The following is a 16,592-nucleotide window of genomic DNA, read 5'->3' as shown; positions in this document are numbered from 1 at the left end:
TGAGTGCCATGTCACGCATGCTTCGTCTGTTCGCGCCCAAATCCGTCGCCGTCAAGCCGCAGCTTTTGCGCGAAGCGGTTCCGTTCGTGCTCGAGGACGGTCGCCGCATCGACGTATTGCGGGTGCGCGATCCACGTGCGAAACGGCTGAAGCTTTCGGTGGACGAACGCGGCGCGCGCCTGACCCTGCCGTGGCGGGCCAGCCTGGTGTCGGGCGAGCGCTTCCTGTACGAACATCGCAGCTGGCTGACCGCGCAGTTCGCCGGATTCACGCAACCCGGGATCGAACCGCTGGCGCCGGGCATCACCGCCGTGCTGCCGCTGCACGGCGCGATGTTGCCGCTGCGCTGGACCGAAGGCCGGGTGCATCGTGCGGGAGTGGACGAGTCCGGTGCGTGGTTCGAAACCCCGGTCCGCGCCAGCGCCGCCGCGAGCGCGCGTGCGCTGCGCGACTTCTACGAGGCGCAGGGGCGGGCCGCGCTCGGCCGCTGGATGCCCCAGTACCTGGCCGCGCTACCGCGGCCACCTGCGCGGATCGTATTCAAGCGCACCTCTTCGCAATGGGGCTCGCTGGCACCGGATGCGACCCTCGCACTGGACCTGTCGCTGGTGCTGGCGCGGCCATCGGCGTTCGAATACGTGCTGGTGCACGAGCTGTGCCATCTGATCCGCGCCGACCATTCGCGTGCGTTCTGGCGCGAGGTGGAAGCGCGGTTCCCCGCGTGGCGCGACGAACGGGATTACTTCCACGCGGAAGGCCGGCGTCTCAAGGCGATGCTGCGAGTCCTGGTCGGCTGACCGGCGCAGTTGCGGTGGCGCAAGCCGGTCAAGGCGCGGCGTGGAAGAAGTCCCCGATTGCCGCGGCAACCTCGGCCGGATGCTCCATGTGCAGATGGTGGCTGCCCGACAGCACGATCATCTCGCCGCGCGGCAACAGGGCCGCGTGTTCGCTGCGGCGCGGCTCTGGCAGGTAGGGCTGCGGCGGATCGGCGTAGATCACGCGTGTTGGGCATTCGATGCCCGCGATCAGCGCGCGAACCTGTTCCTCGGTCATGCGCACCATGGTGGGTAGGGTCAGGCGCGGATCGCTGCTCCATTCCCAGCCGCCGGTCTCTACCTTGCGCACGCCGCGTTCCACCAGCAGGCGTGCAGCGTCCTCGCCGACCTGGATCACGTTGCCGTTGACCCGGGCGCGGATCGCCGGTTCCAGATCGGCGAAAGTGCGCAGCCGTTTGCCGCCAAGCGCCCGGGTCGCGGCCACCGCATCGCGCAGGCGCGGCACCGTGTTCTCCACCGATTCGGGCAGCGCGCCGAGCGCCTCGATCGCGAGCAGGCGCGCGATCCGCTGCGGGCACGCGGCCGCCAGCAGGCTGGCGATGCCGGCACCCATCGAATGCCCGAGCAGGGCGAAACGCTCCCAGCCGAGCGCGTCGGCCACGTCGAGCACGTTGTGCATGGCCAGGGCGAACGAATAGTCCGCGCCCGGCGGCAGGTGCGCGCTGTGCCCGTGCCCGGGCAGGTCGATCGCGACCAGATCGATGCCGGGCAGGTGCGGGGCCAGCGGCACGAAGCTGGCCGCGTTGTCGAGCCAGCCGTGCAGCGCCAGCACGCGCGGCATGCCCGGCTCGCCCCAGCGCAGCGCGGCGATCCGGCCCAGTGCGATGTCGATTGCGGTTTCGCGTCCCTGGCTCATCGGTGCTCCTGCGCTGGCCAAGTTGCGAACTCGCGTCGCGCCAGATCCGCCAGGGCGTTGGCATGGGACGGGGCGTCATTGAGGCACGGGATGTAGCGCAGTGCCTGGCCGCCGGCGGCGGTGAACGCGGCCGCGTTCTGCATCGCGATCTCCTCCAGCGTTTCCAGGCAGTCGACAGCGAAGCCCGGGCAGGCGACATCCACCGTGCCAACGCCCTGCGCGCCGAGTGCCTGCAGGGTCTGCATGGTGTAGGGCTGCAGCCAGCGCTCGCGGCCGAAGCGCGATTGGTAGGTCAGCAACACCTCCTCGCGGGCCATGTCCAGGGCCTGCGCGATCGCCGCGGTGCTGGCCTCGCACTGGCGCGCATACGGGTCGCCGCCATCGACGACCCGCTGTGGAATGCCATGGAAGGACAACATCAGGCGATCGCCGCGTCCGTGTGCCGCCCAGTGCGCACGGATCGAGCCGGCGACGGCGGCGACCCAGCCCGGATCGAGGTGGTAGTCGTCCAGCATCCGGACTGCGCCGTCCGACGGGCCGCGCGCCACCACGTCGCCGACCGAGGCCGTGGTGGTGGTCGAGTACTGCGGATACAGCGGCAGCACCAGCATTCGCGCGATGCCTTGGGCGCGCAGCGCCTCCAGCGTCGTGGCCAGTGACGGCGCGCCGTAGCGCATGGCATGCACCACCCGCACCCCGGGCAGCAACGGCTGCACCGCCTCGGCCAGCCGCCGGGTCAGCACGCCCAGCGGCGAGCCGTCATCCATCCAGATCTCCGCGTACTTGGCCGCCACCGGTTTGCAGCGCAGCGGCAGGATCAGCCCACGCAGCAACGGCTGCCACAGCAGCGGTGGAATCTGGACCACGCGGCGGTCGGACAGGAATTCGGCGAGGTAGCGGCGCACCGCAGCGGGCGTGGGCGCATCGGGCGTGCCCAGGTTGACGAGGATGAGCGCCGTGCGTAGTTCGGCGGCGGGACTGCGGGCGACATCGGCTGGCATGCCCATAGTCTGGCAGGCCTGTGGGAGCGGCCTTGGCCGCGAATGCCTTGGCCGTTCCTTCCGAACCATCCGAAACCGCATTCGCCGCTGAAGGCGCTCCCACTGGAAACGGTCGGCTTATTGCCGATTCACCCGCGCGGGACTAGATTGCGCTTGAGCTTCCCCCCGTAACGCATTGAACTTCGGAGAGTCACCATGCCCGGCCTGCCCCGCGCCCGTCGCCCCCTGTTCCGCGCCGTGGTCTGCGCCTGCCTGATGGGCGCCAGTGCGCTGGCCTGGGCCGGTCGTGACGAGGATGCGCGTGCCCAGAACGCCATCCGGGTCATGACCGACATCCAGGCGATCCCGGAATCGGCGATTCCCGACAAGCTGCTCGACGAAGCCAAGGCGATCGTGGTGGTGCCCGACACGATCAAGGCGGGGTTGGTATTCGGCGGCCGCCGCGGCCACGGCCTGATGTCGGTGAAGACGCCCGAGGGCACCTGGTCCAATCCGGTGTTCGTCAAGCTCACCGGCGGCAGCATCGGCCTGCAGGCGGGCGTGCAGTCCTCCGACGTCGTCCTGGCCTTCCGCAGCGACCGCGGGCTGGAATCCATCGTCAACGGCAAGTTCACCCTCGGCGCCGATGCCGGTGTCGCGGCCGGGCCGATGGGCCGCAACGCCGCCACCGCCACCGACGGTGAGTTCAAGGCCGAGATCTGGTCGTGGTCGCGCGCACGCGGCCTGTTCGCCGGCGTGGCGCTGGATGGCGCCGTGCTCTCGATCGACGACGCCGCCAACGAAGCGGTCTACGGACGCGATACCACGCCGCGCATGGTGTTCGAGGGGCGCACCCAAGGTCAGCCCTCGAGCGCCGTGGTCGATTTCCGCGATCTGCTCGAAGAGGCCACCGCCACCGCGCGCGCGCGCCGCGGCACCGAGGGCGTGATCGCGCAGGGGCGCGCACCGGGTTCGGCGGCCTCCGTACCGCCAGCGGCCGCCAGTCCGGCGCAGGCCCAAGGCACGGTCGAGGGCGCCGCTGAAACCAGCCCGCAGCCGTTCGAGACAGTCGACAACCCCGCGCAGGTGGAAACGCTGCCCGCCACGCCCTGAGCCCGTGACGGCGCCGGACATCGACACCGCACCGCAACAAGTCGTGCGCTATCCTGTCGTCTTTCCCACTTCCAGGTAATCCTCATGGGCGGTTTGAGCATCTGGCACTGGCTGATCGTGCTGGTGATCGTGGTGCTGGTGTTCGGCACCAAGCGCCTGAAGAACGTCGGCAAGGACGTGGGCGAGGCGGTGAAGGGGTTCAAGCAGGGCATGTCGGACGACAAGCCGTCGGGCGAACTCAGCGACCAGTCGCAGCAGCACGAAGGCGAAGGCACCGTGTCCGGCAAACCACGCCAGGACGACACCATCTCGCGTTGATACCGCCGCAGGCGGTCCGTTCCCATGTTTGACATCGGCTTCAGCGAACTGCTGATCATCGCGGTCGTGGCCCTGGTGGTGCTCGGCCCCGAGCGCCTGCCCAAGGCCGCGCGCTTCGCCGGACTGTGGGTGCGGCGCGCGCGTGCGCAGTGGTATTCGGTCAAGTCCGAGCTCGAGCGCGACCTGGCCGCCGAGGAGCTGCGCAAGAGCCTGCACGACACCGAGGAAGCGATGCGCGGCTTCGGGGATTCGGTGCGCCGCACCGGCAGCGACGTGGAGCGGGAATTCGATGCGGTGCGCGACCAGGTGACGGCCACGGGCACGCCCCAGACAGAAGCCTTCCACCCAGAAGCACCCATTCCGGCGCCGATGCCTGCCGATGCCGACGCGCCAGCGGATCCCACCGAACGCGTCCCCCGACAAGCCCAGGATGATCGCGATGACGCCCGCTGATCGCGACCGGGCCGGGGAGTCCGTGGCCGAGGACCTGGCCGAGAGCAGCCTGCTCGAACACCTGCTCGAACTGCGCGTGCGCCTGATGCGCTCGGTCATTGCGATCGTGGTGGTGCTCGTCGCGCTGATGCCGTTCGTGCGCACGCTCTACGACCGGATCGCGCTGCCGCTGGTGAGCAATCTGCCCGCGGGCCAGGTGGCGAAGATGATCGCCAGCGAGCCCACCTCCGGCTTCTTCGCACCGATCAAGCTGGCGTTCTGCGCCGCGGTGTTCGTGTGTGCGCCGTGGCTGCTGTACCAGGCCTGGGGCTTCGTGGCGCCGGGCCTGTACCGGCGCGAAAAGCGCCTGGCCATGCCGCTGTTGGTATCGGCCGTGCTGCTGTTCTACGCCGGCTGCCTGTTCGCCTATTTCGTGGTGCTGCCCTCGGTGTTCCACGCCTTGACGATGTTCACCCCCGAGGTGGTCACCATCGCCCCGGACCCGGGCAAGTACCTGGACTTCGTGCTGGTGTTGTTCCTGGCCTTCGGCGCCTGCTTCGAACTGCCGGTGGCGCTGGTGATCCTGGTCCAGCTGGGCTGGGTCACGCCGGCGCAGCTGCGCGAATGGCGCGGCTACGCGGTGGTGGGCATCTTCGTCATCGCCGCGCTGATCACCCCGCCCGATGCGATTTCCATGCTGCTGCTGGCGGTGCCGATGTGCCTGCTGTACGAGGCCGGGATCCTGGCCTCGCGCCTGCTGGCGCCGAAGACGGTCGCGGCGGACTGATCGCTGCGCGGGTCGGTCCCGAGCGGCCGACGCGCGAGGGACCTGCGTCGGGGACGTCGCCCCGACCTACGCTTCCACGATGCTGTCGCGGCTGCTGGGTGCCGAAACATCCGAGCCGGCGATCAGCTGCTTCCATGCGAAATACATCGCCCCGGTCACCACCGGCATGAGCACGGCCATCATCAGGATCTGCACCACGAACAGCATCGCGGTTTCGCCCGCGATCAGGCGCACGATGAAGCCGACGATCTGCACCGCGATCGTGATCGCGATCGCCGCGATCACCAGCAGCACGAAGAACAGGACGATCGCGCCGAGGTTGGCCATGCAGGCGCGGAAGCTGCGCTTCATCGCCTCGATCGCGCCGATGTCGCTGAACATCATGTCCGGGATCGCGGTGAAGGTGAAAAAGCCGGCGACGATGCCCACGGCGATCACGACCAGCAGCCACAGGAACAGCCGGCCCATCGGGATGCCCGCGAACAGCGACGGATCCGGCTTCGTCTGGCCCTGGGCCTGCTCGACCGCGCTCACCAGCGACTGCAGATGGGTTGGCCCGACCACTACGAACAGCAGCAGCACCGCCAGCAGGCCCGCTGCGATCTGCGGCAGCAGGGTCGCCCACAGGCGCCCGGTCTTGCCGTCCTGCACGCCGCGCAGCAGGTGTCCGGGGTTGGCGCTGCGGCCCTGGTCGACCTCGCGCGCGGCCCAGATCATGCCGGCGACCAGCAGCGGCCCCAGCAGCATCATGATCAGCTGCTCGATCAGCAGCAGCGCCGGGCTGGACATGGCCGCGAATCCCAAGGCGACCGCGATCAGGCCGAACAGCGCGCCCAGCAGCCCCAGCCCGAATGGCGAACGCCGCAGCAGCCCGAATCCGCCCATCAGCCATTCCGCACCGGCCGAAGGCCGCACCTTGCGCATCTGTACCATCTCGTTCCTTCCGAGGTCCGGTTGAAGTCGAATCAGCCGGCCAGCGCGTGCGCATGCCGCACGAAGCGCCGCAGCACACGCCGCGCATGCGGCGTTGCGCCGATCTTACGCGATAGCTCGCGCGCGCATCGGCCCTCGCCGGCCAGCGCCTCGCGCCGCGCGTGCACATAGCCGCGCATGTGCGTGGTGCTGAATTCGGGATGGAACTGCACGCCCCAGGCATGCCCGCCCCAACGGAACGCATGACAGGGGTCCTGTTCCGAGGTGGCCAGGACGGTGGCCTGGGGCGGCGGCCGCAGTACGGTCTGCAGGTGCGTGGTCTGCGCGCGCAGGCGGGCGGGCAGGCCAGCAAACAGCGGGTCGTCCGTGGCCGACGCGTCCAGCGCGATCTCCACCGTGCCCATCTCGCGTCCGGCCGGGTTGTCGCCCACCTCCCCGCCCAGCGCATGCGCCAGCAGCTGGTGTCCGTAGCAGATGCCGAACACCGGCATGCCCGCATGCACGGCGTCGCGCAGCCACTGCGCGCTGCGCTCGCTCCAGTCGTGACGTTCGGTCACCATCGCGGCCGAGCCGGTGACGATGACCCCGGCGAAACCCGCCACCGACGGCAGGCCTTCGCCGCCGCCGCCGGCCACGTCGACCACAACGGCTTCGTCGCGCGGTATCCCTGCGGCTACTCGGATCCAGTGGGGGAAGCGGCCATGGCGGCGCATCGAGGCGACCGGCTGTCCGGTTTCGACGATCAAAAGCGGTGACCGCACGCGTGAGCCCTTGAAATCCGGCCGAAAGCAGCCGCCTCCGTATACTAGCGGGCCTTTGCGCAGGCGCTTGCGACGCATGGCCGGATCCACGTTCCAGGGCATCACTTTCCAGGACCTCATCCTCAAGCTCAACGCGTACTGGGCGGCGCAGGGCTGCGTGCTGATCCAGCCGCTGGACCTGGAAGTCGGCGCCGGCACCTTCCACCCCGCCACCTTCCTGCGCGCGCTCGGCCCAGAGCCGTGGAACGCGGCCTACGTGCAGCCCTGCCGCCGCCCCACCGACGGCCGCTACGGCGAGAACCCCAACCGCCTGCAGCGCTATTACCAGTACCAGGTGGCGATGAAGCCCAATCCCGACAACATCGTCGAGCTGTACTTCGACTCGTTGAAGGCGCTGGGCATCGATCCGCAGGTGCACGACCTGCGCCTGGTCGAGGACAACTGGGAATCGCCCACGCTCGGCGCCTGGGGGCTGGGCTGGGAGGTGTGGTTGAACGGGATGGAAGTCACCCAGTTCACCTACTTCCAACAGGCCGGCGGCCTCGAGTGCCGGCCGGTGCTGGGCGAGATCACCTATGGCCTCGAACGCCTGTGCATGTACCTGCAGAACGTGGACAACGTCTTCGACCTGGTCTGGACCCACGGCCCGGACGGTACGCCGGTGACCTATCGCGACGTCTACCACCAGAACGAGGTGGAGCAGAGCGCGTACAACTTCGAACACGCGGACGTGGCCGAACTGTTCCACCGCTTCGACGCCTGCGAAGCCGAGGCGCTGAAGCTGGTCGGACTGGGCCTGCCGCTGCCGGCCTACGACCAGGTGTGCAAGGCCAGCCACAGCTTCAACCTGCTCGATGCGCGCCGCGCGATCAGCGTGACCGAACGCCAGCGCTACATCCTGCGCGTACGCAAACTCGCGCAGGCAGTGGCGGAGGCCTACCACGCGCAGCGCGAGAAGCTCGGCTTCCCCGGCCTGAAGCGCGCCCCGCAGGAGGCCGCATGAGCATGCAGCCGCTGCTGATCGAACTGGGCACCGAAGAGCTCCCGGTCAAGGCCCTGCCCGGCCTGGCGCAGGCGCTGTTCGATGGCGTGCTCGAGGGACTGGGCAAGCGCGGCATCGGCTTCGAACGCGGCAATGCCAAACCGCTGTACAGCCCGCGCCGGCTGGCGGTGATGCTGCCGGGCGTCGCGACCGAGCAGCCGGAGCAGGCCTCCGAAGTCCCGGGTCCCTACCTCAACATCGCGCTCGATGCCGACGGGCAGCCAACCAAGGCCCTGCAGGGCTTCGCCGCCAAGGCCGGCGTCGACTGGACCCGGCTCGACCGCGTCACCGACGCCAAGGGCGAGCGCTTCGTGCACCGCTCGGTGCAGGCCGGAGCCAGCACCGCCAGCCTGCTGCCGGAGCTGCTGCGCGAAGCGGTGGCCTCGATGCCGATCCCCAAGCCGATGCGCTGGGGCGACCACGATTACGCGTTCGCGCGCCCGGTGCACTGGCTGGTCATGCTGCTGGGTCGCGACGTGGTCGAAGGCGGTCTGTTCGGCGTCAGCGCCGACCGCATGAGCCGCGGCCACCGCTTCCTGCACGACAAGACCGTGTGGGTGTCCGCGGCCGGCGATTACGTCGACGCGCTGCGTGCGGCCAAGGTGCTGGTCGATCCGGACGAACGGCGCACGCGCATCGAGCACCAGGTGCACGCGGCGGCGCAGACGGTCGGCGGCGTCGCCCGCGTCGACGCCGGCAACCTCGAACAGGTCAACTGTCTGGTGGAATGGCCGAGCGCGGTGACCTGCTCGTTCGAAAGCGACTTCCTGGCCGTACCGCAGGAAGCGCTGATCGCCACCATGGAGACCAACCAGAAATTTTTCCCGGTGCTCAGCGACAGCGGCCGCCTGACCGCGCATTTCATCGGCATCGCCAACATCGAGTCGAAGGACGTGGCCGCGGTGCGCCAGGGCTACGAACGCGTGATCCGCCCGCGCTTCGCGGATGCGAAATTCTTCTTCGACGAGGACCTGAAGCAGGGGCTCGCCGCGATGGGCGCGGGCCTGGCCACGGTTACCTACCAGGCCAAGCTCGGCACCGTGGCCGACAAAGTGGCGCGCGTAGCCGCGCTGGCGCAAGCCATCGCACCGCAGGCCGGTGTCGATCCGCGGCTGGCGCGCCGCGCGGCGGAACTGTCCAAGAACGACCTGCAGTCGCGCATGGTCAATGAGTTCCCGGAACTGCAGGGCATCGCCGGGCGGCACTATGCCGCCGCCGCGGGCGAAGCGCCCGAGATCGCGCTCGCGATCGACGAGGCCTACCAGCCGCGCTACGCCGGCGACGACATCGCGCTCTCGCCGCTGGGCAAGGTGCTGGCGATCGCCGAACGCCTGGACACGCTGGCGGGTGGATTCGCGGCGGGGTTGAAGCCGACCGGCAACAAGGATCCGTTTGCGCTGCGGCGCAATGCGCTGGGGTTGGCGCGGACGATCATTGAGAGTGGCTTCGATCTCGACGCACGCGGTCTGATCCATCAAGCGATTGTCGGTCTTCCCGACGCAATGCAACCCCATGCCGATCGAAACACCGAGACAATGGGACAGGATCTGTTCGATTTCATCCTCGATCGACTGCGGGGGTACTACGCCGACACGGATGTTCCAGTGCAGCATTTCGAAGCAGTGGCAACAAGAATCCGGTCGATTGCAAACGCCTCGCTCTACGACTTCGACCGCCGCATCGACGCCATCGGTACGTTCGCGCAGCTGCCCGAGGCCGAAGCGCTGGCGGCGGCCAACAAGCGGATCGGCAACATCCTGAAGAAATCCGATGTGGTCGTGGCCGAGACCGTCGACCACGACCTGTTGACCGAGCCGGCCGAGCGTGCGCTGGCCGAATCGGTGGAAGCGGTGTATGCCGAAACCGGACACGCGCTGGCGCACGGCGATTACGTCGATGCCCTGGCCCACCTCGCGCGGCTGCGGCCGCAGGTGGATGCATTCTTCGATCAGGTGATGGTCAACGTCGACGACGAGAAACTCCGCCACAACCGTCTCGCCCTGCTCAAGCGCCTGGCCGACCGCCTCGGCAGCGTGGCCGCGATCGAGCACCTGTCCACGTAAGGCGCGTGGAGCGTCCTTCGACTCCGCGTCGCAGCGCGAGGCAGGCATCGCCACCAGAGATGAGCGGCCGACGCCCTTCGACTTCGGCGCTACGCGCCTACGCTCAGGGCGAACGGATTTGTTTCGCGCCTGCAACGCCAGAGAGGCGCACAAGAGCGAGTCGCCAAGATCGCAAGGTTTTGTTCCAAGCAACAGCCCATGCTCATGGAGGAGCGGATGTCCCGGAACCACAGGCTGCGATCCGCATTCGCGGTTAATCCGATCTTGACGTCGCCCGGGTATCCTCGGCCGATGCGCGCCCTCCCCCGTCTCCTTGCCTTCGCGGCGCTGTCGATTGCCGCGATGCCGGCGATGGCGGTGAAGATCGAGCGGATCCAGATCCAGGGCCTGGACGAGGCCATGACCGAGAACGTGCGGGTCAGCCTGTCGCTGCAGGATTCGATCGGCAAGGTGGTGTCGGGGCGACGCATGGCCTATCTGGTGCGCGTGGCCGAGGACGAGACGCGCGAGGCGCTGGAGCCGTTCGGCTATTACTCGCCCAGCATCACCATCCAGCGCAGCGACCGCAGCGCGCCGGAAAGCGATACGGCCGGCGTAGCCCCACGCGCGCAGGCAACTGGCGCGGCGCCTGCGTCCCGCGAACCGGACCCCAACCGCCCGGTCAGCATCACCATCACGGTCCGGCCCGGCGAGCCGGTGAAGGTGCGCAACGAAACCGTGGCGATCGAAGGCGACGCCAGCGACGACCGTTACCTCAACGAGGAAATCGACGCGTTCCTGCCGCAGCCCGGCGCGGTGCTCGACCACGTGCAGTACGAAGCCAGCAAGGCGCGCATCACCCGGCGCCTGGCCGAGCGCGGCTATTTCGATGCCGACTTCATCGCCCACCGGGTCGAGGTCACACGCGCGCAGAACGCGGCGGACATCGACCTGCGCTGGAGCAGCGGCGATCGCTACGACATGGGCCCGGTCAGTTTCGCGCAGACGCCCAGGCAGATCGTCCGCCCGCAGCTGCTCGACAAGCTCGTGTACTGGAACGAAGGCGAGTACTACCACCAGGGACGCCTGGACCGGCTGCGCGATTCGCTGCTGAAGCTCGATTACTTCAGCGCGATCGACATCGAGCCGCGGCCGGATGAGGCGGTGACCGTGGCCGAGGAAGACGGCAGCACCAGCCGCCGGGTCCCGGTCACCGTCACCCTGACGCCGGCCAAGCGCAGCATCTACACCGCCGGCGTGAGCTACGGCACCGACAGTGGACCTGGCGTGAGCTTTGGCGTGGAGCGGCGCTACGTGAATTCGCGCGGGCACAAGGCGCTGGCGCAGGTGGACTGGGCGCAGAACCGCAAGACCGCGACCCTGCAGTACCGGATACCGGCCTTCGCCTGGCTCGACGGCTGGTACACCGCCAGCGCGCAGTTCGCCGACGAGCAGACCGACTACATCGATACGCGCCGGGTCGAGCTGGTCGGCAGCCGCAGCGGCCAGTACAACCGCAAGCTCAACCTGATCGCTTCGATCCATGCCCTGCGAGAGCGCTGGGCCTACGAGTACGAGAGCGACGGCGATCCGGATACGCCCGTCGTCTACCGCTACGCGAACTACTTCTTCCCTGCACTGCGCGCCGAGTACGCCGATATCGACGATCGCTTCGCCCCGCGGCGCGGCATCGGCGGCACCGTGATGGTCCGTGCCGGCAGCGGCAAGGGCGACGACTCCGGTGGCGATGCGATGTTTGCCCAGGCGCACGTGCGCGCCAGCTGGTTCAAGGGCCTGGGGCCGAGCGATCGGCTGATCGTGCGCGGCGAACTGGGCCATACCTTCACCGACGCGCTCAACGACCTGCCGCCGAGCCTGCGTTTCTACGCCGGCGGCGACCGCAGCATCCGTGGCTACAACTGGCGCGAGGTCGGGCCGCGCGTGTTCGACGACGAAGGCGACGTGGCCTTCGCGCTGGGCGCCAGGAATGTGATCACCGCGAGCGTCGAGTACGAACGCTATTTCGCCGGACCCTGGGGCGCCGCGGCTTTCGTCGACACCGGCGACGCCTTCGATGGCGGCAGCCCCGACATGCACACCGGCGTGGGCATCGGCCTGCGCTGGAAATCGCCGGTGGGACCGATCCGCATCGACATCGCGCGTGGTCTCGACGATCCGGATTCGCCTTTCACCTTGCACCTCAACATCGGAACGGATCTCTGATGGCCTTGCGCTGGCGCCGCCGCCGACTTCCCGACGACCTGACGCCCGAGGAGCGGGAAGCCCGCATCGCCGAACTGCGCGCGCGGCGCAAGGCACGCATGCGGATGCTGGCGATCCGCAGCGCGCTGGGTTCGGTGGCGGTGATCGTGCTCGCCGCGGTGCTGGGTTGGTGGCTGTTGAGCACGCTGGGCGGGCGCGATTTCCTGCTGGCCCAGGTCAAGGCGCGCCTGCCCGAGGGCACGGAGCTGTCGTGGTCGCGCGCCGAAGGTCCGGCACGCGGTCCGATGGTGCTGCACGACGTGCGTCTCGTGGCCCGCGGCTGTCCGGCGGTGAACGAAGAGCCGGTCGCCTACCCGGACTGCCAACATCCGCGCGTGACTACCTTCGTCGCCAAACGCGTGGTGCTGGATCCCGCGATTCGGCCGCTGTTCGGCAAGCGCCTGCGGCTCGATGCGCTGGACTTGAGCGACGCCACGCTCGATCTGCCCGATGCCGACGAGCCGTTCGAGTTGCCCAAGTGGCCCGACGCGCTGCCGCAGATCGCGCCGCCGCTGGCGCTGCAGGCCGACACCATCCGCATCGACCGGCTCAGGCTGACCCGCCAGCGCGAACACCTGATCGACCTGCGCAGCGTGCGCGGCGGGCTGGATGCCAGCACCGGCCGCGTGCACGTCGAACACCTGGCCGTGGACAGCGACCTGGGTCGCTTCAGTGCACACGGCGACTACGCGCCGAAGGACAACTACCGCACCGACCTCACCGTCACCGCGGTTTTCCCGCGCAAGCCGGGGTTATCGCCACTGCGCGCCACGCCGCCGCGCATCGGGCTGGTGGCGCGCGGCGACCTGGCCAGGATGGATGTCGGCATCGCCGGCGCGGTGCCCAAGCCGCTGCGTGCCACGTTGAGCCTGCGCGGCGCGGACACACCCACCTGGTCGTTGCGTGCGAACACGCAGGGCCTGGACCCGGCCATGCTGGCCGGCGACGACCCGTCACCGGCACCGATCCTGTTCGAGCTGCGCGCCGACGGCATCGGCGGCAGCGCGCGGCTGCAAGGTCGTTTCGAGCAGGGCACGCTGCGCGCGGTGGTGCAGCCTTCGCGGCTGAAGCTGCGGGACCAGGTGCTGGCGTTCGAGCCGCTGATCGTGGACGTGTTCGCCGGTCGCGTCATGGTGCGCGGCAGCGGCGACTTCGGCGACCGCGGGAATGCGGCCCGTCTGCGTTACGCGGTCAATGCGCGCGGACTGCGGTTCGGAGGCACGCCAACGCCGACGCCGACAGATCCACTGCCCGAGCCCGCGCCAGAAATCGTGGCCGATGCCGATTTCGGCATCGCCGGCACGCGCGCGTCATGGGCGGCGATCGGCAATGCGCGCATCGTCCGCGACGGCGAACGCGCCACCGTGCAACTCGACGGTCGCGGCGATGGCGAACGCCTGACATTGCGCACGCTCAGTGCGCAGATGCCGACCGGCCGATTGGATGCCACCGGCGTGCTCGGCTGGTCGCCGGCCACGAACTGGAAGCTCGATGCGCAGTTGGCCGGCTTCGATCCGGGCTATTTCGCCGCCGGCTGGAATGGTGCGATCAACGGCACGCTGGCGACGCAAGGCAAGGCGCGCGACGGGGGCGGCTTCGACGCCACCGCCGGGCTCACCGGCCTGGGTGGCACCCTGCGCGGCCGCGCGCTCATCGGCAATGCCGATGTCGTTGTCGAAGGTGAACGCTACAACGGCAACGTGCTGCTGGGCGTGGGCGACGGCCGGCTGCAGGGCAAGGGCAGCTATGTGGCCGGCGCCGACACGCAGTGGCAGGCGGACGCCACGCTGCGCGGCTTCGACCCCGGGCTGTTCCTCGACGACTGGAGCGGCGCGGTCGACGGCGATCTGTCGACCACCGGCAAGCGCCGCGCGGACGGCGCGCTCGACATCGCGGTGGATGCCGAACGTCTCGGCGGCACCCTGCGCGGGCGCCGGCTCAGCGGGCGCGGCAACGTGGACCTGGTGCTGCCCGCGCAGGGCGCGCTGTCCGGCAGCGGCGACATCGCCATCGGCATGGGTGCGAGCCGGGTCGATGCCAAGGGTCGGGTGGCCGACACGCTGGACGTGGACGCGACGCTCAGCCCGCTGCAGCTGGACGATGTCATGCCTTCCAGCATCGGGCCCGGGATCGGCGGCAGTCTGCGCGGCACGCTGCGTCTGACCGGCGCACGCGCCGCGCCCGATATCGACGCCGACCTCACCGGCGAGGCGCTGCACTACGGCGACTACCGGGCCGATGCGCTGACCGCCCGGGGCCGCCTGCCCTGGCGCGGCGGCGACGGCCATCTGGAAGTGCGGGCGCAGGGACTCAACGCCGGCCTGGCCTTCGACAGCCTGCGCCTGGATGCGCGCGGTGCGATCGAAAACCTGCAGCTCGATGGCGACGCACAGAGCGAACTGGGACGGATCGCGCTGGCCGGCAGCGCGCTCAAGCGCGGCGCCAGCTGGAGCGGGACCCTGCAGAGCCTGCAGCTGGATCCGACGCGCGGCGCCAACTGGCGACTCACCGCGCCCGCGCGCTATGCGCAGAACGCAAACAGCTGGTCGCTCTCGCGCAGCTGCTTCGCCTCCAGCGCCGGCGGCTCGCTGTGCGCCGATGCACAGTGGCCCGGTCGCGGCCTGAATCTCAACGGAGACGGCTTGCCGCTCGCCCTGCTGACGCCCTACCTGCCCGAACGCGAGGATCGCAGGCCGTGGCTGCTCAATGGCGACGTTGCATTGACGGCATCGTTGCGGCCCGACGGCAATGCCTGGACCGGGCGCGCGCAGCTGCGTTCGGCGCAGGGCGGGATCCGCATGAGCGAACGCGCGCGCAACGACCTGATCGGCTATCGCGATCTGACCCTGGACGCCGAGTTCGATCCGCAGCGGATCACCGGCACGCTCGGCACCGGCCTGTCCGACGGCGGCCGCGTCGATGCGCGCGTGGCCACCGGCTGGGACGACCTGGCGCCCCTGTCGGGCCAGATCGCGGTCGATACCAGCGAGCTGACCTGGATGGAACTGTTCTCGCCGGACATCGTCGATCCCACCGGCCGCCTTGCCGGGCGCATCACCCTGGGCGGCACCCGCGGCACGCCGTCGCTGGGCGGGCAGGCGCGGCTGACCGGCTTCCGCACCGAGCTGCCCGCGCTCAACATCGTCCTGACCAATGGCGACGTGCGCCTGGTCGCGCAACCCGACGGCAGCGCGCGGATCGTGGGCGCGGTGCGCTCGGGCGAAGGCGTGCTCAGCATCGATGGCGGCCTCAACTGGCGCAGCGGCGACGCACCGCTGGTGCTCAATCTTCGCGGTGAGAACGTGCTCGCCTCCGACACCCGCGACGTGCGCGCGGTGATCGATCCGGATCTCGTTGTGCGCTATCAGGCCGGGCAACCGCTGACGGTCACCGGCACCGTGACCGTGCCCGAGGCGATGCTCGAGCTCGAGCATCTGGATGAAGGGGTGTCGGCGTCCGACGATGTCGTGGTGCTCGATCCGGCCGATCCCGAAGCGACGCCAGCCACGCCGCTGGCGCTGGACCTGACCCTGGCGATGGGCGAGGACGTGCGGCTCAAGGGCTTCGGCCTCGACGGCCAGCTCGGCGGGCGGTTGCGGGTGCGCGCGGTGCCCGGGCGCGAGATGACCGGCAGCGGCGCGCTCGAGGTCGACGGCCGCTACACCGCCTACGGGCAGAAGCTCGACATCACCCGCGGCCGGCTGCTGTGGAGCAATACCGCGATCTCCGATCCGATCCTGGACGTGCGAGCGGAGCGCGAGGTCGGCGAGGTCACCGCCGGGATCGCGGTCACTGGGCGCGCCTCGGCCCCGGAAGCCAACGTCTACAGCAACCAGGCCGGCAGCCAGTCCGATGCGCTGGCTTACCTCACCCTGGGCCGCCCGCTGTCCGGGCTGTCCGGCGAGGAATCGCGCGACGTCAGCGCCGCCTCCGCCGCGCTCACCGCCGGCGGCAGCGTGCTCGCCTCGCAGCTCGGCGCCAGCATCGGCCTGGACGACGCCGGCGTGCTGCAGTCGCGCACCGCCGGCAGCGTGTTTGGCGTCGGCAAATACCTCTCGCCGCGCGTCTACGTCGGCTACGGCGTCTCGCTGCTGGGCACCGGCCAGGTGGTCATGCTCAAGTACCTGCTGCGCAAGGGCTTCGACATCCAGATCGAGTCCTCCAGCGTGGAGAACCGCGGCTCGGTCAACTGGCGCAAGGAGAAGTAAGCTGGGCCCGGTTTCGGCAAGG

Annotated in this window: 13 protein-coding genes; 9 read left to right on the top strand and 4 right to left on the bottom strand. The window is 69.5% G+C overall.

The features are described 5' to 3' along the window. Window positions 1-8: 8 nt before the first annotated feature. Window positions 9-797: a SprT family zinc-dependent metalloprotease gene (locus MC375_RS05295; protein ID WP_242102252.1), complete on the top strand. Its 789-nt coding sequence runs from the start codon at window positions 9-11 to the stop codon at window positions 795-797. A gap of 28 nt (window positions 798-825) precedes the next feature. Here the strand turns inward: MC375_RS05295 and MC375_RS05290 are convergent, their stop codons facing one another. Beyond that, on the bottom strand, window positions 826-1,692 hold the full coding sequence (locus tag MC375_RS05290) for an alpha/beta hydrolase (RefSeq protein ID WP_242102251.1): 867 nt from the start codon (window positions 1,690-1,692) through the stop codon (window positions 826-828). Then, on the bottom strand, window positions 1,689-2,693 hold the full coding sequence (hemH, locus tag MC375_RS05285; RefSeq protein ID WP_242102250.1) for a ferrochelatase: 1,005 nt from the start codon (window positions 2,691-2,693) through the stop codon (window positions 1,689-1,691). The genes MC375_RS05290 and hemH overlap by 4 nt, the downstream gene beginning before the upstream one ends. 255 nt (window positions 2,694-2,948) lie before the next feature. Between hemH and MC375_RS05280 the strand changes: the two genes are divergently transcribed. The 4 genes from MC375_RS05280 to tatC all read left to right on the top strand — a co-directional run bounded on the left by MC375_RS05280 (window position 2,949) and on the right by tatC (window position 5,322). Further along, entirely contained in the window at window positions 2,949-3,785 is an 837-nt protein-coding gene (locus MC375_RS05280; RefSeq protein WP_242102957.1) for a lipid-binding SYLF domain-containing protein, read from the top strand. Window positions 3,786-3,869: 84 nt separating this feature from the next. Beyond that, window positions 3,870-4,103 (top strand): Sec-independent protein translocase subunit TatA, encoded by a 234-nt coding sequence (gene tatA, locus MC375_RS05275; protein WP_242102249.1) that lies wholly within the window; start codon window positions 3,870-3,872, stop codon window positions 4,101-4,103. A gap of 24 nt (window positions 4,104-4,127) precedes the next feature. Next, window positions 4,128-4,556 carry a Sec-independent protein translocase protein TatB gene (gene tatB / locus MC375_RS05270; protein ID WP_242102248.1) on the top strand — a complete coding sequence of 143 codons (429 nt, stop codon included), beginning with the start codon at window positions 4,128-4,130 and terminating at the stop codon, window positions 4,554-4,556. Beyond that, window positions 4,543-5,322 carry a twin-arginine translocase subunit TatC gene (gene tatC, locus MC375_RS05265; RefSeq protein ID WP_242102247.1) on the top strand — a complete coding sequence of 260 codons (780 nt, stop codon included), beginning with the start codon at window positions 4,543-4,545 and terminating at the stop codon, window positions 5,320-5,322. Before tatB ends, tatC begins: the two co-directional genes overlap by 14 nt. A gap of 66 nt (window positions 5,323-5,388) precedes the next feature. On the opposite strand, the gene MC375_RS05260 is transcribed toward tatC, so the two are convergent. Continuing rightward, window positions 5,389-6,255: a BPSS1780 family membrane protein gene (locus MC375_RS05260; RefSeq protein ID WP_242102246.1), complete on the bottom strand. Its 867-nt coding sequence runs from the start codon at window positions 6,253-6,255 to the stop codon at window positions 5,389-5,391. A gap of 32 nt (window positions 6,256-6,287) precedes the next feature. Continuing rightward, window positions 6,288-7,016, bottom strand: a complete 729-nt coding sequence (locus MC375_RS05255; RefSeq protein WP_343223549.1) for a glutamine amidotransferase — start codon at window positions 7,014-7,016, stop codon at window positions 6,288-6,290. 76 nt (window positions 7,017-7,092) lie between these two features. Here MC375_RS05255 and glyQ point away from each other — a divergent pair, with 76 nt between their 5' ends. The 4 genes from glyQ to MC375_RS05235 all read left to right on the top strand — a co-directional run bounded on the left by glyQ (window position 7,093) and on the right by MC375_RS05235 (window position 16,570). Continuing rightward, window positions 7,093-8,019 (top strand): glycine--tRNA ligase subunit alpha, encoded by a 927-nt coding sequence (glyQ, locus tag MC375_RS05250; protein ID WP_242102245.1) that lies wholly within the window; start codon window positions 7,093-7,095, stop codon window positions 8,017-8,019. Further along, window positions 8,016-10,121 carry a glycine--tRNA ligase subunit beta gene (gene glyS, locus MC375_RS05245; protein ID WP_242102244.1) on the top strand — a complete coding sequence of 702 codons (2,106 nt, stop codon included), beginning with the start codon at window positions 8,016-8,018 and terminating at the stop codon, window positions 10,119-10,121. The genes glyQ and glyS overlap by 4 nt, the downstream gene beginning before the upstream one ends. Window positions 10,122-10,463: 342 nt before the next feature. Continuing rightward, window positions 10,464-12,323, top strand: coding sequence for an autotransporter assembly complex family protein (locus MC375_RS05240; protein ID WP_345779268.1), 1,860 nt, complete (start codon window positions 10,464-10,466; stop codon window positions 12,321-12,323). Continuing rightward, entirely contained in the window at window positions 12,323-16,570 is a 4,248-nt protein-coding gene (locus MC375_RS05235; protein WP_242102242.1) for a translocation/assembly module TamB domain-containing protein, read from the top strand. The genes MC375_RS05240 and MC375_RS05235 overlap by 1 nt, the downstream gene beginning before the upstream one ends. The last annotated feature ends 22 nt before the right edge of the window (window positions 16,571-16,592 follow it).

Origin of the sequence: Lysobacter sp. M2-1 (assembly GCF_022662495.1) — a bacterium.
Classification (GTDB): Bacteria; Pseudomonadota; Gammaproteobacteria; order Xanthomonadales; family Xanthomonadaceae; genus JAKPBU01.
This window is presented reverse-complemented; position numbering and strand designations above follow the sequence as displayed.